Annotated in this window: 22 protein-coding genes, 3 tRNA genes and 1 pseudogene; 5 read left to right on the forward strand and 21 right to left on the reverse strand. The window is 39.1% G+C overall.

The window, feature by feature from the left end; genetic code table 11:
- Positions 1–75: 75 nt before the first annotated feature.
- On the reverse strand, positions 76–2,742 hold the full coding sequence (locus HNQ41_RS12225) for an HAD-IC family P-type ATPase (protein ID WP_184664722.1): 2,667 nt from the start codon (positions 2,740–2,742) through the stop codon (positions 76–78).
- Between the two features lie 198 nt (positions 2,743–2,940).
- Positions 2,941–3,201, reverse strand: coding sequence for a DUF6154 family protein (locus tag HNQ41_RS12230; protein WP_184664723.1), 261 nt, complete (start codon positions 3,199–3,201; stop codon positions 2,941–2,943).
- Positions 3,202–3,319: 118 nt separating this feature from the next.
- Between HNQ41_RS12230 and HNQ41_RS12235 the strand changes: the two genes are divergently transcribed.
- On the forward strand, positions 3,320–3,505 hold the full coding sequence (locus HNQ41_RS12235; RefSeq protein ID WP_184664724.1) for a hypothetical protein: 186 nt from the start codon (positions 3,320–3,322) through the stop codon (positions 3,503–3,505).
- Between the two features lie 57 nt (positions 3,506–3,562).
- Here the strand turns inward: HNQ41_RS12235 and HNQ41_RS12240 are convergent, their stop codons facing one another.
- Positions 3,563–4,414, reverse strand: coding sequence for a VOC family protein (locus tag HNQ41_RS12240; protein ID WP_184664725.1), 852 nt, complete (start codon positions 4,412–4,414; stop codon positions 3,563–3,565).
- Positions 4,415–4,996: 582 nt separating this feature from the next.
- Positions 4,997–6,115, reverse strand: a complete 1,119-nt coding sequence (locus tag HNQ41_RS12245; RefSeq protein ID WP_184664726.1) for a LolA family protein — start codon at positions 6,113–6,115, stop codon at positions 4,997–4,999.
- Between the two features lie 241 nt (positions 6,116–6,356).
- On the opposite strand from HNQ41_RS12245, the gene HNQ41_RS12250 reads away from it, so the two are divergent.
- Complete coding sequence (locus HNQ41_RS12250; protein WP_184664727.1) at positions 6,357–6,983, forward strand: YczE/YyaS/YitT family protein; 627 nt, start codon at positions 6,357–6,359, stop codon at positions 6,981–6,983.
- Positions 6,984–7,102: 119 nt separating this feature from the next.
- A complete protein-coding gene (locus HNQ41_RS12255; protein WP_184664728.1) occupies positions 7,103–7,822 on the forward strand; it encodes a 3-ketoacyl-ACP reductase in 720 nt (239 codons plus the stop codon).
- A gap of 448 nt (positions 7,823–8,270) precedes the next feature.
- Here the strand turns inward: HNQ41_RS12255 and HNQ41_RS12260 are convergent, their stop codons facing one another.
- Positions 8,271–10,043, reverse strand: a complete 1,773-nt coding sequence (locus HNQ41_RS12260; protein ID WP_184664729.1) for a methyl-accepting chemotaxis protein — start codon at positions 10,041–10,043, stop codon at positions 8,271–8,273.
- Positions 10,044–10,411: 368 nt separating this feature from the next.
- On the opposite strand from HNQ41_RS12260, the gene HNQ41_RS12265 reads away from it, so the two are divergent.
- Positions 10,412–11,989, forward strand: coding sequence for a copper amine oxidase N-terminal domain-containing protein (locus tag HNQ41_RS12265; protein WP_184664730.1), 1,578 nt, complete (start codon positions 10,412–10,414; stop codon positions 11,987–11,989).
- A 154-nt stretch (positions 11,990–12,143) separates the two neighbouring features.
- Here HNQ41_RS12265 and HNQ41_RS12270 read toward each other — a convergent pair.
- From HNQ41_RS12270 to cdaA, 13 genes and pseudogenes are all read right to left on the reverse strand, one after another.
- Positions 12,144–12,419, reverse strand: a pseudogene (locus HNQ41_RS12270) (transposase); the annotation flags it as partial.
- Between the two features lie 389 nt (positions 12,420–12,808).
- On the reverse strand, positions 12,809–13,138 hold the full coding sequence (locus tag HNQ41_RS12275; protein ID WP_184664731.1) for an FMN-binding protein: 330 nt from the start codon (positions 13,136–13,138) through the stop codon (positions 12,809–12,811).
- A gap of 441 nt (positions 13,139–13,579) precedes the next feature.
- Positions 13,580–13,753 carry a hypothetical protein gene (locus tag HNQ41_RS12280; RefSeq protein WP_184664732.1) on the reverse strand — a complete coding sequence of 58 codons (174 nt, stop codon included), beginning with the start codon at positions 13,751–13,753 and terminating at the stop codon, positions 13,580–13,582.
- 49 nt (positions 13,754–13,802) lie between these two features.
- Entirely contained in the window at positions 13,803–13,934 is a 132-nt protein-coding gene (locus HNQ41_RS16795; RefSeq protein WP_281394017.1) for a hypothetical protein, read from the reverse strand.
- A gap of 72 nt (positions 13,935–14,006) precedes the next feature.
- Complete coding sequence (locus HNQ41_RS12285; protein ID WP_184664733.1) at positions 14,007–15,113, reverse strand: hypothetical protein; 1,107 nt, start codon at positions 15,111–15,113, stop codon at positions 14,007–14,009.
- Positions 15,114–15,403: 290 nt separating this feature from the next.
- Positions 15,404–16,165, reverse strand: coding sequence for an energy-coupling factor transporter transmembrane component T family protein (locus HNQ41_RS12290; RefSeq protein ID WP_184664734.1), 762 nt, complete (start codon positions 16,163–16,165; stop codon positions 15,404–15,406).
- Complete coding sequence (locus tag HNQ41_RS12295; RefSeq protein ID WP_184664735.1) at positions 16,128–16,643, reverse strand: Gx transporter family protein; 516 nt, start codon at positions 16,641–16,643, stop codon at positions 16,128–16,130. Before HNQ41_RS12295 ends, HNQ41_RS12290 begins: the two co-directional genes overlap by 38 nt.
- Positions 16,644–16,675: 32 nt before the next feature.
- The gene (locus HNQ41_RS12300) at positions 16,676–17,053 is read right to left on the reverse strand and encodes a NusG domain II-containing protein (protein WP_184664736.1); all 378 of its coding nucleotides are present in this window, start codon (positions 17,051–17,053) and stop codon (positions 16,676–16,678) included.
- Between the two features lie 29 nt (positions 17,054–17,082).
- A complete protein-coding gene (locus HNQ41_RS12305) occupies positions 17,083–18,150 on the reverse strand; it encodes an FAD:protein FMN transferase (RefSeq protein ID WP_184664737.1) in 1,068 nt (355 codons plus the stop codon).
- 376 nt (positions 18,151–18,526) lie between these two features.
- A complete protein-coding gene (glmS, locus tag HNQ41_RS12310; protein WP_184664738.1) occupies positions 18,527–20,329 on the reverse strand; it encodes a glutamine--fructose-6-phosphate transaminase (isomerizing) in 1,803 nt (600 codons plus the stop codon).
- A gap of 435 nt (positions 20,330–20,764) precedes the next feature.
- Positions 20,765–22,111, reverse strand: coding sequence for a phosphoglucosamine mutase (gene glmM, locus HNQ41_RS12315; protein ID WP_184664739.1), 1,347 nt, complete (start codon positions 22,109–22,111; stop codon positions 20,765–20,767).
- Between the two features lie 55 nt (positions 22,112–22,166).
- Positions 22,167–23,414 carry a CdaR family protein gene (locus HNQ41_RS12320; RefSeq protein WP_184664740.1) on the reverse strand — a complete coding sequence of 416 codons (1,248 nt, stop codon included), beginning with the start codon at positions 23,412–23,414 and terminating at the stop codon, positions 22,167–22,169.
- Positions 23,407–24,228, reverse strand: coding sequence for a diadenylate cyclase CdaA (cdaA, locus tag HNQ41_RS12325; protein ID WP_184664741.1), 822 nt, complete (start codon positions 24,226–24,228; stop codon positions 23,407–23,409). The genes HNQ41_RS12320 and cdaA overlap by 8 nt, the downstream gene beginning before the upstream one ends.
- Positions 24,229–24,762: 534 nt before the next feature.
- Here cdaA and HNQ41_RS12330 point away from each other — a divergent pair.
- Positions 24,763–24,942 carry an aspartyl-phosphate phosphatase Spo0E family protein gene (locus tag HNQ41_RS12330; protein WP_246421665.1) on the forward strand — a complete coding sequence of 60 codons (180 nt, stop codon included), beginning with the start codon at positions 24,763–24,765 and terminating at the stop codon, positions 24,940–24,942.
- 117 nt (positions 24,943–25,059) lie between these two features.
- Here the strand turns inward: HNQ41_RS12330 and HNQ41_RS12335 are convergent.
- The 3 genes from HNQ41_RS12335 to HNQ41_RS12345 form a co-directional block, all read right to left on the reverse strand.
- Positions 25,060–25,135, reverse strand: a tRNA-Ala gene (locus HNQ41_RS12335).
- Positions 25,136–25,813: 678 nt separating this feature from the next.
- Positions 25,814–25,888 (reverse strand) — tRNA-Gly (locus HNQ41_RS12340).
- A gap of 3 nt (positions 25,889–25,891) precedes the next feature.
- Positions 25,892–25,967: transfer RNA gene (locus tag HNQ41_RS12345), tRNA-Lys, on the reverse strand.
- Between the last annotated feature and the right edge of the window lie 87 nt (positions 25,968–26,054).

The raw sequence follows: 26,054 nt of genomic DNA on the forward strand, positions 1-26,054 counted from the left end.
TTTCACAAAAAACGCCCGGATTCAATAACAGTCCGAGCGTTTTATGATTATTAAACATTTGTTTAAAATAGGAATTTAATTATTTTTAACAAACGTTCTTGTGATATACTTTTCAACTTCAATAAGGATAAACACGATGACACCAAGTATTAGCGGGAATATCCAATCGTTTATCCCTAATGGTACAGTTTCAAATGCGACGTTCATAAAAGGTACATATAATATGAACGCTTGTAGGAGAATTAACACGCCAGATACGATAAAGGCGACTTTATTCTCAAAAAAGTTCTTGTTAAAGGCAAAGCCGATTTCGTTACGGCAGTTAAACAAGTGGAACAATTGTAAGAGAACAATCGTGTGTAAAACAACACTGTTAATTGTTGCTTGGTCGTAACCTTGATTTACTAAATTCATGAACATAATGAACGTTCCACCACCGATCAGAAGCGAAACAAAGATAATCCGGAAAATGTAATACCTTGTGAGAAGTGGGGTATTTGTTTCCCGTGGATTACGCGTCATTGCATCCGACTCGACCGGTTCAAAGGCCAATGCAAGCGAAACAGTTACGGCAATGACCATATTCACCCATAAAATTTGTACAGGTGTTAAAGGCATCACTGCCCCTATAAGGATACTAATCATAATCAGAAGCGCTTGGGCACCGTTTGTCGGTAAAATAAACAGGATCGTTTTCTTTAAGTTATCATAAACACGTCTTCCTTCTTCAACAGCACCGACAATCGTCTCGAAGTTGTCATCGACCAATACCATTTCCGAAGCTTCTTTAGCAACTTCTGTCCCTTTGATCCCCATAGCAACACCGATATCGGCGCGTTTTAAAGCTGGTGCGTCATTGACACCATCACCTGTCATTGCAGAGATTTTATCGTTTTCTTGAAGTGCTGACACAAGACGTAATTTGTTTTCTGGACTTGTTCTCGCAAATACGTCATATTCCATGATCGCTTTTGACAGTTCCTCATCAGACATTTGGTCGATTTCTATCCCATTTAATGCCTTTTCACCATCACCGATCCCCATTTGCTTAGCAATCGCGAGCGCAGTATCTTTATGGTCACCAGTGATCATCTTGACGCGAACACCGGCTTTTCTACAAGCCTCAATCGCTTCAATCGCCTCTTCACGTGGTGGGTCAATAATACCTGTTAAACCTAAGAAGGTAATACCTTGATTTAAATCATCGTGGTCAATTTCTGTCACGTCTTGAGATACTTTCTTATAGCCTGCACTTAGCACGCGTTCCCCTTGATCGGCACGTTCTTTTGACTTTCCTTCCCAGTATGAACGATCAAAGCTCTCGTCACCTTTTTCCGCCATATCCATCAGTCGGTCAGGTGCACCTTTAATGTAAATGTACTTTTCACCATTTTCTTCAACTAATGTAGCCATGTATTTATATTTTGAATCAAATGGGATTTTAGAGATCACTTCACGTTTTTCGATATCATCATTAGCTTTCTCGGCTAACGTAATTAAACATCCCTCTGTCGGCTCACCGTTAATTGTCCAACCTTCTTCTTCATCTTGATATAACGTTGAGTCGTTACACGTCTTCATGACAGTAAGGAGCTTGTGTAAGTTTTCGTGTTCTTTGACCTTAACTTCTTGGTCATTTTGTTTAATTTGACCTGTTGGCTCATAACCTGTACCTGTTACCTGATAGTCATCATCTTTAGTCATGACTGTCGTAACGGTCATTTCATTTTTCGTTAGCGTCCCCGTCTTATCGGAACAAATAACAGAAACAGCACCTAATGTTTCAACGGATGGTAAATTACGTACAATCGCTTTTCGGTTCGCCATCGTTTGTACACCGAGTGCCAATATGATCGAAATAATCGCAGGTAAACCTTCAGGAATCGCTGCAACAGCTAAACCAATCACAGACATGAGTAACTCTAATGGATCGAAATCTTGGAAGAACACACCGAAAGCGTAAATGAATGCAGCTAAAACCACAATCACAAATGCCACAGTTTTCCCAAAACGATCCGTTTGTTTCATTAATGGCGAACGGAGTTCTTCCACTTCAGAAATGGATTCGTTAATTTTACCAATTTCAGTATTAGACCCTGTTTCAACAACAACACCAATAGCCGTACCAGATGTAACAGCCGTACTCGAAAACGCAATATTTAAACGATCCCCTAATACCGTTTCTTCATCTAATGTATAGGAGTTTTTTTCTGCGGAAGTGGATTCTCCAGTGAGCGCAGCTTCTTCTGTCTGAAAATTTTCCGCTTTAATAATTCTCAAGTCCGCTGGTACTTTATCACCAGCGCTAAGGTACACAATATCACCTGGAACCAATTTGGCAGCATCAAGTTCTCTTTTTTCTCCATTACGGAGAACATTGGCTTCCATCGATAACATATTTTTGATACCTTCCAATGCCGCTTCAGCTCGACTTTCTTGGAAGTATCCGATCGAAGCGTTAATCACAGCGACTAACACAATGACAATCGTGTCAATAAGATGCCCCAGTAAACCGGAAATCACCGCTGCAACTAATAAAACGTAAATCAGTATGTCGTGAAAGTGCTTGATAAACTTAATAAACGCTGGTTCCCCTTTTTTCTCAGGCAACTCGTTGGGTCCAATTTCTTCAAGTCTTTTCGATGCTTCGTCTGACGTTAACCCTTTAGACTGATCGGAATCTAATTTATCTACAACTTCGTCGACATCTAAGCTATGCCACTTTTCTTGTTGCTTATCCACAATGTCTCATCCCCTTTACCTTGATCAGTTGTTCTTTATTGTTCGACTGGCATTCCGAATCCACCGTTCGGCTTTTTAGGTGTTAAGTGTTGCTCTCCTTTACAGCTTTTCAATTATGGAACAAAACAATGTTAGGTAATATGAGGTATCTTTCTTCTTCCGCAAAAAATGCATGACCTCTTGATTAGTGGCCACGCATTAATGATAGTATTTAAACTGTTGATCATCGCGATTTTTCGTTTGCCCTATACCTTCTTTAGCAACCTTTTGCCTAAATTTCTCATATAAAAATAACGACACCATATTAAAACGATCTTCCTCTGATAAATCGCGAAAAATTTTTTCAATATCTTGGTTACTAAAGTCTGCAACGACGCCTTCAATAATGATTAAGGCATCTTCCTCATCACCGGTTAACTTGTCTTTATATAAATCGTAAAGATGGTCGACGAATTCCATAATTCCCCTCCTTGTTTATTATTCGTTTGACATGATTAGTATCCAAAAAGCGGTTCGTATTTATTCTGACTAAGCGTGGAGGATAAGAAATAATTATTGAAGCGAGTGAGGTGAAAGTATGGGAAAACGTAAAGGTGAGTATTCACGTGATCAACTACGAGGACACAATAAATTAAGCGGACGTCAAACGTTAGATATCGATGAGCAATTTGCGGGCAATTCGGTGAATAATCACAAAATGCAAGAAGATGTAAATGAGGACATTGCAATAAAGGAAATTTCACAAGTGTATAATAATTCTTAACAGTCATCACTTAAAAAACCCCACCGCCTTTGTTTTGGCGATGGGGAGTTCATCATTTTATGGCGATACCTTTAATTGTACGTGATTTCCTGAAGGGTCTTCTACCTGATAAACGTCATTTTCTTTTATGACAGACACCCCGAGGGACGTTAACCGATCAACAGCGTCACTTATTTCCTCCACCGTTGGATAAGTAATATGAAATGATTGCAGACCTACGCTATGTTCTAGAGACTTCGGAGCACCTATACCATTCCACGTATTCAAGGCGATATGGTGGTGATACTTCCCGGTTGAGATAAACACCGCTTGCAAACCAAAGCGACAAACGACCTCAAACCCAAGCCCACGTGTGTAAAATTCTTCTGCTTCTTGTAGGTTTGATACGTGTAAATGAAGGTGTCCCATAACTGTATCCTCAGGAAGTCCATCCCACTCTGGTTGGTGACTTGCCTGTAGTTCTGGGATATTTAACGGATCGACGGTCATTTTTACTTCATCATTTTTCCACTCCCATGTTGAAGGGTCGCGGTCCGAATATACTTCAATACCATTGCCATCTGGGTCTGAAAAGTAGAGTGCTTCACTAACAAGATGATCCGATGACCCAACAGGTATACCTACCTTTGCAATATGTTGGACGAACTGAGCTAAGTGATCACGTGTCGGGAGAAGAATTGCAAAGTGATAAAGACCTGCTGTTCTACCGACCTTTGGTGTTAAACCATCTGGTTGATCCAAACTCAAAATACTCGTCTTTCCATCGGCCGTTAATTGTGCTGATGACCCTGATTGTTTAAGAACTTGAAAACCAATCACTTCTTGGTAAAACTTTAATGACCTTTGTAAATCTTGCACGTTGAGCTTTACATGGTCGACATATGTATGAGGGTTACTGTGAAATGACATAAGTTTTTGCCTCCGATCTTTATTAGATAAACCTTTAAAGAAGACATTAACTTGGTAGAGGGAATTTCACAAATTATATTACTTTTTCCAACCCCTCAAAGTTCGCAAGGAGAGCCCCCTGTTCGTAAAACCCTTGGCTTCGGACAGTTTTACCACTTTTGCTCCTCAAGCTGTCCGAAGTTCTCTTGGCTTCGGACAGTTTTACTGCTTTTGCTCCTCAAGCTGTCCGAAGTTCTCTTGGCTTCGGACAGTTTTACCGCTTTTGCTCCTCAAGCTGTCCGAAGTTCTCTTGGCTTCGGACAGTTTTACCGCTTTTGCTCCTCAAGCTGTCCGAAGTTCTCTTGACTTCGGACAGTTTTACCGCTTTTGCTCCTCAAGCTGTCCGAAGTTCTCTTGACTTCGGACAGTTTTACCACTTTTGCTCCTCAAGCTGTCCGAAGTTCTCTTGGCTTCGGACAGTTTTACCACTTTTGCTCCTCAAGCTGTCCGAAACGCGACCTTTAGTAGACATCTCAGCACCTTTATGAATATTGAAACTCTTCATCCATAAGATCTCTTCCTTTTCATTTTCATTTTATCCGTTTACGAGGAGGATTCCATTCGTTCTGCGGCTTCTAATAAATCGTCAACCGAAACTTCGGGTTGCTGTGTAGACAGGTTATAACGTAATCCTTCTTCCGTCCAAATGATATACCTTAAAGTATCCATATCTGTCGAATGACCGTCTTCACCTCTGATCGTATGCTCAGCTCTACCTGGAATGTCAATATCCCTTTCACTTTCTACAGGTTGCTGTTCCTCGGTCGGTTCATCAATTCTCATTTCCATGAACGGCTCTTGATTCTTTACATACGTGAACGTTAACTCTTCCTCATCAAAATTGTCATAAGAACGTTCTATATATTCAATGTTCTCCAATTCAACACCTCCTGCTTCTTCATCTAAGAGCAGGACAGGTTGACCGAAACGATCCTCTACTTCATCTACACTTAATTCTTCGACTGATTCCTCAACTTCAATTTCATTGACTTGATTGTCAACGATCTCTACGTCCTCTGGTAAATCAAGTGTGAACAACTCCTCATCATATTCAGGGTCCGTGTCAAGGTCGATGATTTCAAACGTCAAACGAAGGTCACCCATATGACTGATTTGTTTCATGAGCAGCCAATTTTCCTGGTCAATCCAGACTTCGACATCTTCATTAGCCGCTTCCTCATCGCTTGTCTCCATTAGTACATGGTATGTATCGCGACCATTGACCTCCTCTTCGCCTACGAGTTCAATGTCATGTGTGTCTTGATAATCTTCTACCATTTGCAAACGTTGGTTTAATTCACTTTCCATCTCTGCTTGTATAACTTCATTTTGTACAGCTTCTGTATCGCCTTCTTCATAAGACAACGACATGTCTCCATCACTAACAATATAAGTCGTCGTACCCTCATTACGCGTTAATTCTTTTCGATCTTTAGAAATCCCGCTGTCTTCTGGAAAGTGCCACTCTTTGGCATTCATTTTCTCCGTTTCTTCACCTTCCATTGAAATCTGCATATCTGTCTCCATATAAAAAGCGTCAAGCTCATCACTTTCTGAGAGGGCATTTGCAAGGATATCTTCTTTAGAAGGTTCACCTTCATTGCATGCACTCATTGCTACGAATGCAGCAGGAATTAACGACATCACAACTTTTCTTTTCATGAATTTTCTCCTCCTGTTTTCGGAAGTCACAATGCCATGACGATTCCTTTACCTTAACAAGGAATCATCTGCACTGTGCCACCATGTTCCTCAGTAATTTGTTTTACAAGTATCATTTTTTCAAAGCCTTTCGTTACAATGTTACAATATTAGTTGTTTGAAAGAAATTGTCAGCTCCATGATCGATTTTCATCATCGTGACATGAGATCATTCTCTCATCTCGGAAAGGAAGAAGCATTCATGACACTATGGCGTTTTTCATTTTTCTTTACGGGCATTTTTATTTTGGCACTAGGAATCGCCTTAACCATTCACTCTAATTTAGGTACAAGCCCGTTTGATGCTCTGCAAGTGGGTTTATATATCAACTTCGGTTTAACTGTTGGTAGTTGGGAAATCTTTTTAGGTACTTGTTTTGTGATTTTAAACGCGCTACTTCAATGGAAAAAACCTGAATACTTATGTATCGTCACTTCACTTTTCACAGGTGTATGTATTGACTTTTGGTTGTTTATGACGCCTTGGGTTCAACCTGAACACATCATCACACAATTTATTGTTTTACTGTTTGGTCTTATTTTTATGGGTTTAGGCATTGCGGTTAATTTACAAGCTGACTTTGCCCCTAACCCAATGGACAGAACGATGCTTGTGATCAAAAAGCTCACAGGGCTGAATGTCACGGTATCGCGAGGAATCATCAGCATTGTCCTCGTCATCCTGGCCTTTATATTAAGCGGGCCAATCGGGATCGGTACGGTCTTATCCGCACTCTTTGGAGGAATGATTATCCAGTCTTTCATGCCGTATGTTCAGTCGGTTTACGAAATGAAGAAAACCCATCGGAAAACTCATCTATCATCTTAAAAACACAACTCATTAGATGCCATTTCTTTGACAACAAATGGACCCGTTTTGTATGGTAAGACCTCAGAGAACATAAACTACCTTTGTTAAAGAAGGGAACATAGAAAGGGGATCTCATCATGGCACAATCACTACAAGGAAAGACAGCACTTATCACTGGTGCAGGAAAAGGAATCGGCAGATCAACAGCGCTTGCCCTCGCGCAAGAAGGCGTCAATGTTGGTTTACTAGCTCGCACTGAAGAAGATTTAAAAAACGTAGCAAGTGAAATTGAGGCATTAGGGGTAAAAGCTGCGTACGCAACCGTTGACGTCTCAGAACTAGAACAAGTAGAAAAAGCAGTGGAAAGCGTTACGAATGAACTCGGGTCATTCGATATTTTGATTAATAACGCTGGAATTGCCAAGTTCGGTGGATTTCTAGACCTTACACCTGAAGAAGTAAAAAATATCATAGATGTCAACTTAATGGGTGCTTACAATGTGACACAGGCCGTCCTCCCACAGCTTATCGAGAAAAATGGCGGCGACATTATTAACGTTGCATCAACGGCTGGTCAAAAAGGTGCACCAAAGACAAGCGCGTATAGTGCATCCAAGTTCGGCCTGATCGGCTTAACGGAATCACTTGCAATGGAAGTACGCAAACACAATATCCGCGTATCTGCCTTAACGCCAAGTACAGTGACAACTGAATTAGCTTTAAGAGAAAACTTAACAGACGGAAACCCAGAAAAAGCGATGCAACCTGAGGATATCGCTGAATACATCGTTTCCCAACTAAAGCTCCACCCGCGTGTATTTATTAAATCAGCTAGCCTCTTGGCAACAAACCCTTAAAAAGTTGTTAATGCGGACATTGGTTCCGTTATGGACGTAAAATTGCCTTATTTTTGAGGTCAGGTGGACATACGTTCCGTTATTGAGTGATTATCACCCTTTTTTACAGTGATTTTGAGCAAATAACGGAACACATGTCCGCGCACCCTACAAAATCAACCGATTTTTTGAAAATAACGGATCATATGTCCGCTCAACTTCTTTTTCCTGACCATTCAACTTCTCGCACTTCTATAGGCCTTCCAAATGTAAATGATCGGTATGACAAGGACTAAAACTGTCAACAAAATCACGTCCGAACCTAAATCTTGCTGCTTCTCCAAGGCTCCAATGTATTAAATCATCAATGTACTATAAAAAAACACGCAATGGTTTACTCTTAATGTAAACGACATTGCGTGCGAAAGTATCAAATTTTATTTTTTTGCGTCCGAGAAAAAAGTCTACGCTATGTCTTAAACCGCTTCAACGTTTCCTGCATTTCCTCAGCCAACTCAACTAACGATTCAGATGACTTTGTAATATCTTCCATCGCTGCAGTTTGCTCTTCACTTGTTGCAGAATATTGATCACTCATTTCCGTCCCTTGGCGAACAGACTCCTGAAACGTCTGTAGCGATTCGGTCATTTCTAAAGCGTCATTGCTTAAAACATTGAGGTTATTCGTTATTCCTTCCAGTGCATCACGGACTTTCCACCCATAATCATGAATGGTCGTAAAACTTTCTGTTACATCAGATGTTTGTTTTGTACTCTTTGCCACCTGTTCAGACGAATCATTCATAGAAGAGACAGCCACTTCTACATCTGCTTGCATTTTCTCGACAAGCGCTTGAATTTGATGAGCTGATTGCCCTGACTGTTCGGCTAATTTCCGAACCTCGTCGGCAACAACCGCAAAACCTTTACCATATTCCCCAGCTCGCGCAGCTTCAATCGCTGCATTGAGTGCGAGGAGGTTCGTTTGTTCTGAAATATCGGTAATCATTTCTGTGATCTTTCCAACTTCACTTGAACGATCGCGTAATTGTTCAATTTTTTCAGATGTAGATTGAACAGACTGGTTGAGCGTTTTCATTTGTTCTGTTGCTGTTCTTAGATTTTCTGCTCCTTCTTCGGAGTGAGTTTGTGTTTTTTGTGCTAAGGCTCGTGCTTCTTCACTTTCTTTAGACGATTGAACAATGGACTCTGTTTGACCATTAATTTGATGAGCAATGCCTTTAAGCCCTTCTGCATTTTCATTCGTTTGCTCGGCAAATTGCCCGGAACTTTCAGCTAACTGCTCCATTGAACTTGTGCTTTCTTGAGCACTTGCAGACAGTTCTTCAGAAGAAGCCGCCAATTGCTCTGCATAACCTTTCACATCATTAAGAAGGTACCTTAAGTTATCTGTCACCGTGTTAAATGATTGAGAAAGGGATTGAAGTTCATCACGATTTTTGATGTGAGGATGTTCATGATTAAGGTTACCATTTGCAACATTTTGCATATATTCATCCAGTACTCGGATTGGCCTAGATATATGACGTGAAAAGAAAAATAACGCCACACCACCAACTAAAAGTGATCCACCAAGTGTCCATATTGTAATAGCAAATAACGTATTCGCTCCACTATTATAATCAGACATATAGGAACTTGCTGTTACAATCCAACCCCAGTGCGGATCTTCAGCCGCATAAGCAATTTTTGTTTCTGTCGGAGGATTTTCTTGATCTCCATACCCTGGGAGTGCCCATTCATAGTAGTCAAAACCACCACCAGAATGTGCGAGCGCAATCTGGTCTTGGACAAAGTACCGTCCATCTTCATCTTGAACATCCCAAACATTTTCCCCTTCTAATTCCGGGTGAGCAACTTCCAAACCTTCTTGATCATATACGATAAAATAGCCATTTTCGCCGAGGTCAATCTCATCGGTAATTGGACGGGTACCATCTTCTTGCATTTCCCCTAGAATATGTACCTTCACCTGTTCTTCCGCTTCTTCTTGCGAAAGATTTCCTTCCTCAACTTGCTCATTTAAAGCGTCGATCATTTGTAATACTTGATTCACGCTGTTTTCTAGCATCACTTGTCCCGACTCATCCAACTCTTCAGTGGCTGTTTGATAACCAGTAAGACCGATGATCGAACTTGGAATGATAAGGATCGCAAGAGCGAATAATGCCACTTTCTTGCCTATTGTCATTTGCATACTAAATTCATTTGCCCCTTTCATTTAAGCGCTTCCATTTTTCTGCGAAATCCGTCGGAATTTGTTTGTTTAGTGCGTATATATTTTATCATGCTTGAATAGGTAAATGATAAGTTTTTTTAATTTAAAAATAAAAATTTATATTTATTATACTAAACAGAAAAGGCACCAAAAGGATGATCCCTTTTGGTACCTTTCGTAGAGAGAGCAAAGCGTTTTTCTCTTACAGTTAATATTCTACCTATATATATTAGTAATAGTTTGTGTCAAGTTTTTTTCCGAGGGTGCTTTTATAAATGACGGTCTGAAAATTACCAATTATTACATTAGTCCTACCAATATTGTGGTATAATAAATTTGTTCAAAAATATGGAAAAGAAAGGAAGATCGGTTTGAACAAAAAAATATTATTTACAATCTTTATGGCCGTTGTTATGTTTTTAGCAGCTTGTACGTCATCATCTGGTCTCCTATTAAAGGAATCAACGTTAAAGCAAATGGAGCTTGAATCCTTTGAAGGAAAATCGACATTAGCAGTTGATATTGACACCACATCTATGAATCAATCATTTGAAGTAGAAATGGATACGAAACAAGTTGATTTACTAAATTCCGTTGTTGATTTTCAGGTTGGCACTGATTTACTCGCATTATTAGGACTTCACGTTGAACCAACAAACGATGGAAGTGTTACACTTTCGATGATATCAAAAGATGGAGAATCAATCATCACCTCTTCAGAAGATGATATTGGCATTCAGCTTTCAGACATCTCTGCAGAGGAAGAGTTTGGTATAGGAAATGAGGAAGAATATGTAGAATTCCTTACCAGTTTCCAAGATATCCTTCATCAACTTATGGAAGATTACCTTGAAAACTATGACTTTTCCCTTAATCATATTGAAAGTCACGGTGAAGTATTGATCGACCTTCCTAATGGCGAAAGTATGAACACAGAGCATATCGAAGTTGAGTTATCGGGAGCAGAAATTTTAGATATGCTTCATTATTCCCTTTCTCACTTTTTAGAGAACGAGGAATTACAAGAGCAGTTCTTCAAGGAATTTTCTAATCTACAATTGTTAATGCTCGACTTTGTAAATATGAATGAAGAGATTAGCGAAGAAGAAATTCAGGAAGAATTACAAATGATCGAAACAGAGCTAACTTCCGCTATCGAAGAATTAGTCATCACATTAGAAGAATTCCAATCTGAACATGTGGCAGAAAATGAAGACATGTTAAACGATTTCGCTAGTGTATCACTTGACACATATATTGGTGTAGACGATACCGAGACATATCAAATGGAATATGCAACTGAGTTTACATTTACAGAAGAACTTGCAGACCTAATATTAGAAGATACTAATGAGCCTTTACCATTCTCTATCGGGGATTCGATAACATTATCTTCTAAAGACCAAATTTGGAACCACAATCAAGATGTTGGTCCAATTGAAGTACCTGACGAATTAATCACACCAGACATGTTAATGGAGCTAGAGAGTGTGGAAGACTTTAAAGAGATTGCCGGAGAAGACGCCCTCTTTTCCCAAATCGCAGAACAACTTGCCCCTCTATTTGAGGCTGGCGAATTCGGTTTTATTGAATTGAAAGTAAACGAAAATAAAGCTGAAACAATCGAAGGAGAAGTAGACACTCACTTATACATTGATGATGGACAATTAATGGCTCCACTTGCTCTCGTTAGCGAACAACTAGGAGCGGATGTTCAATGGCTTGAGGAAACGCGACAAATCATTGTAGATAATCATAACAATGTACTAGAAATAGATGTTCAAAGTCGTAGCGATAATACTGTGAAATTAAACGGAGAAGTATCACATGATATTCATGTGGAAGTTATCGATGGCACAAGTTATGTTAACGTAAGAAACTACGCTGAATCGATGGGATGGACCGTCATGTGGATGGATGAAACCCACTCAGCTGTTGTGTTGCCATAGTTCGTTCTAAAAAACGGTTCGACCACCCAGAAGATAAGGGGCCTGTGTGGCTCTTTTTGCTTAGTATTTGTTCTTTGTAAATCACTTCCATTGCATAAATGCTAAAATTTTGGTTCTAAGTCAAATGTTGGGGTAGGGGCTTATCTCCTACTCCTCACCCTACTTGAAATTCCGTTGATTTATATTGGTGAAGTAATAAAATGCGTAGCCTTAAACGGTCATAACGCTTAAAACCAAATGCATTCCTTTTTATCACCTTTGTTTGGTTGTTTTGTCCTTCTATAAAACCATTGCTATAACCAAAAGCAAAACTGTTTAATGTCTCTACCTGCCAATTCTTTAGGGTCTGAATAGCTTAAGTGAACTCTTTCATCTCTTCGTTATGGATTTGTCTATAAAACGTATATAATTTCTCCTTAACTTCCCTCGGAGCCGTTGGCCTGTTAAAATCCATCTACACGCACTCCTATCCTATTCTTGTTTCTCGACCATTCAAGTTTATAGGAATTTGGAGTTTGCGTGTTTTTTATGCTCAAATTTTATTAAGACCCCAACAAATATAATAGAGCCAAAATTTTTATCGGATAACAAAAAAAACGACGGAAAAGGTTTCCTTTTTCGTCGTTTTTGAAGTTTCACAGTATATAACTCTTTGTTATCAGCAGCTTGGGGTCACTTGAATTCCATCTATTGTCTACATTCAAATTATTACTCGCTTCCTCTGACGCAAGTTAAACAACATGAAGGATAGCTTCGGAACTGTAAGTCGCACCAGAGACACCACCAATGTCCAGCGAGCTCAACTACTTGTGCACAATATTACTTCGCTTCCTCCAACGCACCTTGAACAGCGTCAAGAATAGCTTCGGAACTGTGAGTCGCACCAGAGATACCATCAATGTCAGGGCTGTTATTGTCAACAATTAAGCTAGGTAAATCGTTAATTGCGTCATCGCTAATACCATCTGACTCATCGTGAGAGAGGATTTCAACGTTTTCGATCACATCGTCAGTGATTGTAGTTTCCACAACAATATCGTCGTTGAATCCTTCAGCAGATGTTTCATAAACTCCGTCAGAATACTCGTTACATGCCATAATAATAACTGCCATACCAATAATAAGGAAGGTAAGTATCATTTTCTTCATTGCAGCGTCCTCCTCTTGTATTCATTTTATTTACACATGATAAAATCTATTGTTTATTAGTTATATGTTGGGAATACCTTAATAAGAAAACCATAGTGGAAGTATATGGTTTCAATAATACGCTTTGCCTAGCAGTTACAAGGTTATGTCTTGTAAAACTTCATTCGAAATAATACATCACTGCTGCAACAAGTAACATTCTAGGACTTTTTACAAGTAACAAAATATCCAATGGAATGAGTAAACCTATCCCTGCTTCACACACCCCAAAGCTTATATAATGTAATTATCATTTCCTTAAATTATTTTTTATATGATTTAAATAATTGCTAGTCTGTAATTAACAGGGAAAGACCTTATAAAAGGGATATTCAGAAAGAGAGGACACGATTTAGATTCCGTGTCCCATCTTCACTTTTCCACTCTCATTTACGACAATTTTTAATAGATACCACGATTTAAACCATCTTGTATAGCTGAGAAAATTTTATTTCCTCGAATAGTAGCACCAGTAAATCGATCAACATCGTCAACGAAATCACCTGGTGAATGTAAATCAGCAATAGCATCAAGTGGTTGTCCAACTAGATAATCAAGTACTTCCTCATGCTGCATTCGAAGGTCATAAAAATCTTCGCCTTCTTATAGGTCAAGGTAGTCTACATCACCATATTGCTAAGTGTCTAAATCCAAGCTCTTTAAACGCATTTCCTTCAATTGTAAATTGGACATTTACTTGCATATTTTCTCCATCTGCAAAGACACCATGGTAAGTCCCATCATCATAATCATCCATAGCTAAAGTTACATCATTCCCTGCAGAATAGATGCCCCGATTTAATGCATCATTTAGAGCAGAAATGATTTATTAAAATCTACCTTTAATAACATCTTCTTCACTAATGATCCCAGCTTCAACTAAAGCTCTTTGGTAAGCTGTTGATTCTCTTGTAACTCTTACTGTTGCTCCCGAAATACCATCCATTGAATCTTGTACCGTTCTTGTCGCACCCGATACATCGTCAACACCAAAGAAATTGTCATCATTAATTCCTTCATTATATCGGTCAATATCCCAGTCAATTAATGAAGTCAGTTCTGTAGCATTTTCGCCGATTAAAGATTCTTCAATTGCTTTGTAGTTACCTTCCCAACCACCTAGGCCGAAAAAGTCATAAGTAAGTTCCATTGGAGCAGGCGCATCACCATCAAATTCAACGCCAGCATTTTCTAAAAATTCTTTCATGCTAGACTCTTTATCCAATCCTTCAAAAACTCCCTGATCTGTAATTGGATCGCCCCAAAGACTGAAACTTAACAAATTATCGTCTTCATCCCAACCCTCAGGACCAGAACCTGATGTTCTAACTGTGGGAACAGCTAACCCACTTCCGATAGTCATATCTTTCATCGGGGTCGAAAAATCAAAGTCACTGTCCATCTTGTATTCAAATAAATATCTTGTATATGGTTCGACGATTCCAAAAGCGACATCGCCATCTTCATTCACTGTTAGTGCGTAAAATGACATCTTATTTGCAGTGTCGATTTCAAACATTGAATCTCCGGCTGCGTATTCCTGATCTTCATTTTCAGGAGTGGCAAGAGTTGGCGCAACTGAAAAATCTACATTAACGTCAGCATCAGTATCTTGTCTTGCAAACCAACTTCCTTCGCCATCATCATGTAAGTAAAGACTGCTAACATCTGTAATAACACCATCATCATCAAGAGTAATTTCTGTTTCGATCTTTCTCTCTGCTTCTTCAAGAGTTACTCCGTCAGCTTCTCCCCCCCATGAATAACCTACATATGTTCCTGCGTAACTTTCTTCTTTATCCACGTTAACTTCTTGATTTTCGTTTTCTTCTTTATTAACATCTTCGTTTCCTGTTGCTTCTTCATTTGCAGAACAAGCAGTAAATAAACTAACAACTACACCAAGCGATAAAACTTTCAATGCTCTTACTTTCATCGTAATCCCCCTCAAAAATAATTTTTTTGTAACTACCTTCACATGAATGTGTTCAATTAAGATCACGCTCGAATGAAATTTTATCATACACTTAACCTTTATAAATTTAATAAATATGAAAATTCAATGAAAGAATTCATAAATCTGAGTCCTACGTTATACAAATTGCCAGTAAAAAATACAACGTTTTATATTCATTTTTAAGCAAGTGAATTATGAAATTGACTCCAATAAAAATCCTTCATAAGCAAATTGCTCATAAAGGATTTCACGTAAAGCTGACCTATTTATTAAACTACCATATACGTTTCTAAAAAAAAGAAAGTGTATAATAATGCAACGAAACTTATAAATAAAAACAATTCCGATTTTGAAATAACGACCTTATAAGTGAATAAGTCTTCTGCTTCGACTTGATTGACATACTCTTCTACTTCATCCAATCGTTTAAAGGAATCCACAATGAAAGCGACGAGTATATTGCTTATTACTCTGATCTTTGTTCTCCAACTACTTTTTTCCGATAGCTTTGTCATGCTATTAGTGAAGCTTTCCTTAACTCCTGGACCTAAATGTTTTAATTCATTTACCACACACATAATGACTTTAAGAAAATCTCGAACTGGAACACCTAAACGCTTCAATGGCGTTAATACGCGATCAAATACTCCAACAATTTCTTCGGTAGGTGTTGAGAAGAAAAATAGACTAGTCGCATACCATAACAAAAAGAGTTGAACTAATCGTAAACCAACATCTTGATAGGACCCGTACACCATCGACATATCAGTTCCAGATACAGTGGAGACGACGGTTGCCATAAGTAACCCAAACATATACGGCACAATGATAATGATTAAATAGGCAACCATACTTTTCATCATCTCTCGTAATCGAGCCCCATATATATACGTAGAGAGGAACAAATATAAACTTAAAAGTATAAAACTAAGATAATGATCAATAAAAAAAGGAATAACACCTAAAGTAACTGCTATAAAAAATTTATAGCCGCTATCGATTGGCCAAAACCCCTTGTTCTTCCATCTCATCAATAACCCTCTCTCCTATACTACCTGTAATATAACCTGTGACAACCGCTGAAATTAGTAAAATAGGTAAATAATAAAAGATAACGATTTGTCCAAGAACAAACGCTGCTACTGTAATTTGCGTTGTATTATGAACGAGAGCCCCTGCAATACTAATACCTTTAATACTAAAGAATCTCCTAAATCTTTTATACAAAATCGCCATAACAATGGCACTTAATACGCCTCCAGTCAAACTAAATGCTAGCGTTAAAACACCTCGTGTTAAAACAGCAACCACTAAACACCGAATCACAACGACATTTATAACATAGCGGAAGTTTAAAAATACGATGGCAAGAAGCGTAATAATGTTTGCCAATCCAAGTTTTATCCCGGGAATAGGTAACGGAATAAAAACAAAAAACTCTAGAAGTGATATTAAGATGGCGTTTGTAACAAGTATAACAATAATTGCATTCCGTTTATGTTTACTCATATAAGTCCCCCTGCCATTATTGGCAATTGATATTACACGACAGAGACGACTGTACGTGCAGGTAGGCAAACGGCATTTTGTCCTTCTTGCGATAACCAACCTGTATTAATGCAGATATTATCTCGACAATCAGAATTCAGGAAACGAATGCGACCTGTTTCCACTTCAATAATCACATTATTGTCGTCTTCTAAATGAATTTGTTCCCTTTCGGTCACTTTTGTAAGGTCAATTTCTCGAATCAATTCCCTATCTTTTTCTATTTTAGCGATTAAAGGGGCCTCATCTGACCTCGCCATTCGTCGAAACATATTTGTGCTCCCAGTCCATAAAAACAAACCAACAGCGACAAGCCCTGTTGCCATAAGCATAATAAAGTCGCCACGTTTCATTTTTTTATTCATATCCATGCTTAGCCCTCCTCAGGTATGATAGCGTCTTATTGTAATCTTTCTTCCATACCATCTGTCATCTTAATTTTATCATGATCGATGACCCAAAGTGCTTCAACCCCATCAAAGCTATTGACAAGGTCACGGCCTTTTTCATATGTTAATAGAAATAACTCGGTGGTTAAATACTCTGTTACCACTGCACTGTCTGCAATGACAGTGACACCACGGTGATGATTAGCTGGCATCATCGTGTCCATATCAATAATGTGATGCACTCTTAAATCATCAACCATAACAAAACGTTGATAGTCCCCACTCGTATCAATCGATTGATTTTGAAGTTTAATTCTTTTTAAAACCGCACTTTCATCTGCTTGATGAGGGTGTTCCGGGTCTTGAATACCAACCTTCCAATAATCCCTTTCAGGATCTTTGGGTTCCCCCAACACTTCCCAATTACCTCCAGAAATAATAGCTCCAGAAGTAAAACCTTTCTCTTTCATGTCTTCCCCAACAATTTCCGCTACAAATCCTTTGGTGATGGCACCAAAATCTAAGCTCATATTTTCATCAGCTAAGAAAACGGTCTTCTCATCCTCATTAACAATAATTTGATCAATATCGGTAGACTCACGGGCTTTTTCTAACTCTTCCATTGAAGGGAGTTCCGTATTTTCAGGGTCTTTTTTGACCTCATCCATTATTTCTTTCCAGATTGTAATTAAGCTTCCACCAGCAATATTCATTTTTCCATTTGTTTTTTCGTACCACTTTTTTGAAAAGTTAATAATATCAATGATTTCTTGATCAACCTCAACGGCTTCATGTCCTGCATTATCGTTGATTGTTTTTACATTATTCATACCTTCATATTCATTGTATTTATCGAATAATTTATGGTATCTTGTAAAACGTTCTTCGATCTTATCGGTATAATTATAAAACTCTTCTTCTGAAGTAGTGTAACCAATCACTTGCACGACTGTATCAAAATAATCGAAGAGATGAGTGGAATAACGTTCATAACCTTCTACTTGTTGCTCACTTTCAGTATTACAGGCTGTAGTAATTAATAACAACCCAATAAACAGTCCTAAGATGTATTTATTCATTGCAAAACCCCACTTTACATATGTGTAATTTATAGATAACAATTATAATATATATATATATATCTATATAGCCCGTATAAAAAAGAGTCATTTCCTTCAAAAATGAGCAAACAGCCTAGTATAAAAGGGTTTACGTTAATGATCACTAAATAAATCTGTGTTTTAGATGAAAGAAATGTTGAAAAAAAGTCATATTTTCATGATCTTTGGTAAAATAAAACCTTCACGAAAATCATTAAATGAGGCCTGGGGAAATAGAGAAAAGCCAGCCTCCTTTTACGGAATGACTGGCTCAATATCGAATAGTTTTTGGACATGTTTCACCTGGAAACTCTTTATTGAGCAGGGTAAAACTCATCACTAATATTAAAGAATCCTACTCAACTGTGACACTTTTTGCGAGGTTACGCGGCTTATCAACATCACAATCACGGTGAAGAGCTGCGTAATAAGAAATCAATTGCATTGGAATGACTGAGACGAGCGGTGTTAGGTAATCGTGAACACGTGGTAACACGATTTGATCACCTTCTTGATACGTTTCGTCCGTACTAATAATGCATGTCGACGCACCTCGTGCTTCAACTTCTTGAAGGTTTCCGCGAATGTTTAAGTTTACGTGTGGTTGTGTCGCAAGACCGACCACTGGGGTTCCTTCTTCAATTAATGCAATTGTTCCGTGTTTTAATTCTCCACCTGCAAATCCTTCTGCTTGAATATAGGAAATTTCTTTCAGCTTTAAGGCACCTTCCAAGCAAACGAAATAGTCCTCTGCACGGCCAATAAAGAAACAACTTCGAGAGACGCTCAAATATTCACGAGCAACTTTTTCTAACTCTTCTTTTTTATCTGTGAGTGCCTCCATAGCATTAGCAACGATCGCTAACTCTTGGAGTGGGTTGAATTCCATTTCAAGCCCAGATGCACGTGCTGTATCAACAGCAAGAATCGCTAACACTGCCATTTGCGCCGTGTACGCTTTCGTTGAAGCAACAGCGATTTCCGGACCTGCATACGTGTGAAGGGTATAATCCGCTTCTCGAGACAATGTAGATCCTGGAACGTTTGTAATCGTCAACGCTCTGTGACCGATTTGCTTGACGTTCACGAGAACACCTCGAGAATCCGCTGTTTCTCCACTTTGTGAAATAAAGATAAAGAGTGGGTTTTCCGATAAAAGTGGCATATTGTAAAGGAACTCACTCGCAATATGCGTTTCTACCGGTACTTCTGCTATTTTTTCAATCAATTGTTTACCGACTAAACCGGCATGATAACTCGTTCCCGCTGCAATAATATAAATTCGATCCGCTTCTTGCATCGCTTGGCGAATGTCATCATCTAGTTTAATTTGGTCGTTTTCGTCTTGATACTTAGAAATAATATTTCGCATGACGTAAGGTTGCTCATCAATTTCTTTGAGCATGTAGTGTGGATACGTCCCTTTTTCAATATCACTCGCATCGACTTCCGCAACGTAAGGTTCTCTTTCTAAAGCTTCTCCGTCAAGGTTTTTAATCGTCGCTGCTTCACGAGTGACAACCGCAATTTCACCGTCCATTAGTTCAAGGAATGTGTCCGTTACATTTAGCATAGCTAGAGCATCACTAGCAACAACATTAGCGTCATCGGAAACACCGATGAGAAGCGGGCTTTTATTTTTCGCTGCATAGACGGTTTCAGGATCTGCATTATCAACTAAAGCAATCGCATAAGACCCTTCTAATTTCTTAAGGACTTGGCGAAAAGCTTCCTCTGTTGTAGCCGTTTCTTTAGCAAAACGTTCAACAAGTTGAACAACGACTTCTGTATCTGTAGAACTAACAAGTTCGACATCTGACAAAAGTTCACGTTGCAATTGTTGATAGTTTTCAATAACACCGTTATGCACGAGCGTATAACGTTTCGTCGCACTTTGATGAGGATGAGCGTTCAATTGACTTGGAGCACCGTGAGTTGCCCAGCGGGTATGACCAATTCCTACCGTTCCATCCACTGCTGGGTCTACAGCATCCCGAAGTGAAGCAATTCGACCTTTCTCTTTAAACACTTGAACGCCTGCATCATTAACAATCGCAACACCTGCTGAATCGTAGCCGCGATACTCTAACTTTTCTAGACCTTTAAGCAAAATTTCTTTCGTATTTTCCGTTCCGATATATCCAACAATTCCACACATTGTGCATTTCCTCCCTTTGTGGGACAAGAAATGCGCGGGGCACTCTTGCCCCACTCTTTAATCATTTGATCACTAATGGTTCACCATTGTTTTAGCTTTTGTCCAACGAGTCACCTCGTTGTTTTCGGCTAAAACTTGCGGTTGTGGTGAAAACAACCGAGAGGCATCCGCCGAGTGCTCGATCAACCTCTTCCTCGTCAACTATTCGTTTTTACGTTCAACGAATAGCCCTGGCGCTTTTAAAAACTTACTTTCCGCTATCCTCCTTCCTTTTTGAATCAGATTCAATAATACTACATTGAAACAACCTCGGTCAATCAAACCTTTGCTGGATTCACAATTGTTTCAAGAAGTTTGTATTACATATCTTTTACGGATATATTCATATATATGAAAAAACAGCACGATAAGTGCTGTTTTGACATATCCCTATTCCTATTGTGCGCCTAGATTTTGTTTTACAACGTTGACGATGCGGTCTATGTATTGATCACATAATTCAAGCGTCGCTGCTTCGACCATGACGCGTACAAGTGGTTCAGTTCCTGAAGGTCGTACAAGAATTCGACCTTCCCCTTGCATTTCCGCTTCTACTGCACGGATTTCTTCAGTAATCAGTTCATCATTATATAATGCATTTTTATCTGTAACACGAACATTGACCAACTTTTGTGGATAGGTTTTCATCTCATCTGCTAATTCAGACAACGGTTTATTCGTTGCTTTCAATATGTTGACTAGCTGTAGTGCTGTAAGTAGGCCATCCCCAGTTGTTATATAATCAAGGAAGATAATATGACCAGACTGTTCACCGCCGAGGTTATAGCCGCCTTTACGCATCTCCTCCATGACATATCGATCACCAACAGCAGTCTTTTTTGTCTCCACACTGATTGTCTCTAACGCTTTTTCGAAGCCTAGATTACTCATGACCGTGGAAACAACAGTTCCATGCTTAAGTCGGCCTTGTTCTTTTAAAAACTTGGCACAGATAAACATGATTTTATCTCCATCGACGACGTTTCCTTTTTCATCAATCGCGATGAGTCGGTCAGCATCTCCATCAAATGATAAGCCAATATCTGCTCCTTTTTCCTTTACAAACTCTGCAAGTGTTTCAGGGTGAGTTGAACCGACATTATCATTAATATTAATACCGTCTGGTTGCGTACCTATCGTTGAAATATCAGCTTCAAGGTCAGCAAACAAATGCGGTGCTAAAGAAGATGCGGCACCATTTGCACAGTCAAGCGCAATGTGAAGCCCTGTAAAATCGTCATCTAATGTTTGTTTCAAGAACTGTAAATACTTTTGTTTCCCTTCAAAATAGTCATTGACGACACCTAATCCAGCCCCCGATGGCCGTGGTAAATCATCTTTACCTTCATTTAAATGTTTTTCAATTTCCTCTTCTTGACTATCTAGAAGTTTAAAACCATCAGAGCCGAAAAACTTAATACCATTATCTTCAACTGGGTTATGAGATGCGGAAATCATTACCCCTGCGTTAGCACTCACTGCTCTTGTTAAATGGGCTACACCAGGTGTTGAGATTACACCTAAACGCATTACTTCTGCTCCCATTGATAATAGACCACTAATGAGCGCATGTTCTAACATAGGACCTGACATTCTTGGGTCACGCCCGACTAAGATCTTTGGATTATCTGTTTCTTTTGTTAATACATAAGCACCATATCGACCTAATTGAAAAGCTAACTCTGGGGTTAATTCTTTATTCGCAACGCCTCGGACTCCGTCCGTTCCAAAATATTTACCCATCTTTATCTCTCCTTCATCATTTCATCGATCATTTATCTCATTAAATATTGTTGAGTTATTCATCGTCGTCATCATTTATCATTACAACCGCTTCGGATAATTCGGTCATGATTTGCACATTTTCAGGTACACGATATTGGAGCGCGACCTCATGTTCTCCTGTTTCAAGGCCTTCTACATCTATAGATATATTCACATCTTCGGTTTCTAACCCTTCTAAAACAGTAGAAGTTGCAATCACAGTCACATTGATTTCTCCACCCTCAGGGTCCAAAAATTCCAATTCTGATGTTTCAGATAAGCCGATCACTTCTATTGGGAACGACTCCCACACCTCTTCTTCGGCTTCTTCTAATGTGATATTCACTTCGACCATTTCTGGAGAAACTTCTTTCACACGATCTGGAATATTAATAGGCATTTCTAGCGTTGTATCTTCATCAATCGAAGTTAGATCAATTGTTCCTGCATTAACGGAAGATGTATCTTCCAGAACATCATTCGGACCGAATATCGTCACGCTTTCTGGATTCATTTCAATCGAATCAATGGTATGCCCATCAGGTGATTGGCCCTCGTGATCAATTTCTACTGGTACAGCTTTAGAAGGAGCTGTAATCGGAATCTCAACATCTACAACAGATGGATCAGACTCCAAAGGGACCTCACTACCTAATGAGTTGTAAAACGTAACAGAACTACTGATTTCAAAAGTGGCGTCTTCACCTTCTAGATCGACTTGTACTTGAGCTGAATCTATGTGTTCTACCACGCTTTCCGCTCCAGTTACTTGAACAGTTTCTGGTTCAATACGTGGGGTACCAATAGTATATCCATCTTCGTTAAGGTCTTGATCATTAATGAAATCTACTTCAACAGGTATTGATGCCGTCACTTTCTCTTCTAACGTGACACGTGCATTCATTGGCACTATTGAAACTGAAAGTTCTGTAGGAAATCCTCGATGTTGTATTTGTTCATAATGTGAACCTGCCCCTTCATCTTGAAGGTCAATGTATGCTTCGTAATCGGGATGAGACAATTGTACGAGTGTCAATACATTTTGCGGGCCCCGCAAGTTAACTTGAACGGACTCTGGTGCTTCAGTAACAACATATTTCTCTTTATCATAATAAATGTTTAAATCAACATCTTCTAAAACTTCGGATCCGTCAGTTACTCCTGGTATCCCACCAACTTTACTATCTCCTACATTATCCATATTGACAACAAGGAAGAGTAAAATAGCAATCAACAACGAAATGATTTTTAATACCCAGCGATTATTTAACCATTTATCCATTTTTCTTCCCTCCCCACTGCCAACGGGAAGAAGAATTCGTTGTTTGTACTGATAATAATTCCGATGTTAATAGCTCACGTAGACCTTGTGCGTCAAGGTCGCGATGTAATTCGCCGTTTTTTGTAACGGAAATTCCGCCAGTCTCCTCGGATACTGCTACGGTAATGGCGTCTGTCACTTCACTAACACCTAGTGCTGCACGGTGTCTTGTGCCTAAATCTTTAGAAATAAACGGGTTTTCCGAAAGGGGTAAGTAACAGCCAGCAGCTGATATTTCATTTCCCTTCATAATAACAGCACCATCATGTAACGGAGTGTTCGGAATAAATACGTTAATTAAAAGCTCTGAAGTGATATGTGCGTTTAAAGGGATTCCGGTTTCTATGTAATCATTCATTCCTGTCTCTCTCTCAATAGATATAAGTGCACCGATCCGCCGTTTCCCCATATATGATGTTGCTTTAACAATGTGTTCAATCAATTGTTGCGTTTCTTCTTCTTTCGCTGTAGTACTGCTTGCAAAGAAACGTCCTCGACCTAATTGTTCAAGTGCGCGACGTAACTCAGGCTGAAAAATAATAATAATGGCCAATAAACCATATGTCACCATTTGAGACATAATCCATTGCAAAGTTTGTAACCCTAAATAGCTACTAAAAAACCATACCGCGAGAATAACAGTAATTCCTTTTACGAGTTGAACAGCACGGGTTCCACGGATGACCATAATTAGTTTATAAACAACAAAAGCAACCAACAATATATCAATAATTACAATAAGAACATTTAAAAGTTCTAGATCTTTTGGAAGCATCTTTTTTCCTCCATTTATTACATTTCCAAAGGTCATCGGTTCCCTATTCCAAAATTTATTATAACATAGAAAACGACAATAATCGGAACCTGGTTACAAGGTTTTGAAGGAAAAGGATTGACCCTTTGGGATTTAGTTTCATGACATAATAACGGGATTATATTATAGTGTAAGGACTTGTCCAGTCCTTATTCATGATGGGGAGTCACTAAAGTATTAAACGCAGATTGGTCTGATATCATACCTCTTTTGATGGATATATCCTTTTATCACCTTAAATGAACAAAAATAGCGTAACATTTTAACTACAGCCTTTTCACTTCTCACCATTTCTGTTGTTCAATTTCATTTATCGGAAACTGTCCACTTTAGTTTATCAATCACAACTATTGAGTGAAGACTGTTATTGTTTGTTTGTATTATCTGCGTTTTATTTTAACATTAACCATAAACAAATATATAATAAAAGTTTATGTATTAAAAAAGTAGGGTATTTTTTCAAACACGAGCTCTTAAAAAAAGGAGGGCGTACATTTGGAAGATAAACATTACCAGATGCAATTATTGGAGAAAATCGAGAATACGCGACTAAAGATGTATCGTTTAGCACTATGCTCTAACACAACAAGAGAAGAAGTTCTTAATGTAAGCTCAGAGCTGGACAAGCTGTTGAACCAATATCAATTATACAAAAATAAAGAAAATATGTATTAAATGGTAGTATCAAGCTACCATTTTTTGCATTACTCTTCAAACGGTCAACATATAGCAGGTGAATAAATAAAAAAAGCTAGATCTTATTTGATCTAGTCGTTAACAATTATCATATAATGGTGGAGCCTAGCGGGATCGAACCGCTGACCTCCTGCGTGCAAGGCAGGCGCTCTCCCAGCTGAGCTAAGGCCCCGTTGTGTTTTCGATGTTGTTTATTCCGTCGTTTACGGACGATGTCTTGCTTCGTGGTCTTCCTGTCTCTTCCTCTTCCAGCTTTGCTTTCGGAGTAAATGCGTCGAGACAACTCGATGTTTTTTCGAGGAGGTTTCGCTCGTAGCTGAGCTAAGGCCCCGTTGTGTTTTCGATGTTGTTTATTCCGTCGTTTACGGACGATGTCTTGCTTCGTGGTCTTCCTGTCTCTTCCTCTTCCAGCTTTGCTTTCGGAGTAAATGCGTCGAGACAACTCGGTGTTTTTTCAAGGAGGTTTCGCTCGTAGCTGAGCTAAGGCCCCGTTGTGTTTTCGATGTTGTTTATTCCGTCGTTTACGGACGATGTCTTGCTTCGTGGTCTTCTTGTCTCTTCCTCTTCCAGCTTTGCTTTCGGAGTAAATGCGTCGAGACAACTCGATGTTTTTTCGAGGAGGTTTCGCTCGTAGCTGAGCTAAGGCCCCGTTGTATTTTCGATGTTGTTTATTCCGTCGTTTACGGACGATGTCTTGCTTCGTGGTCTTCCTGTCTCTTCCTCTTCCAGCTTTGCTTTCGGAGTAAATGCGTCGAGACAACTCGATGTTTTTTCGAGGAGGTTTCGCTCGTAGCTGAGCTAAGGCCCCGTTGTATTTTCGATGTTGTTTAAACGATTAAACGAAATAATATGGAGCGGAAGACGAGATTCGAACTCGCGACCCCCACCTTGGCAAGGTGGTGTTCTACCGCTGAACTACTCCCGCAAATGGTGAGCCATGAAGGATTCGAACCTTCGACCCTCTGATTAAAAGTCAGATGCTCTGCCAGCTGAGCTAATGGCTCGTTGTATTTTCAATGTGGATGATTCATGTTGATTACGGACGATGCTTTGCTTCGAAGTCTACCTGTCTCTTCCTCTTCTAGCTTTTT

The organism is Texcoconibacillus texcoconensis (assembly GCF_014202575.1).
Classification (GTDB): domain Bacteria; phylum Bacillota; class Bacilli; order Bacillales; family Salisediminibacteriaceae; genus Texcoconibacillus; species Texcoconibacillus texcoconensis.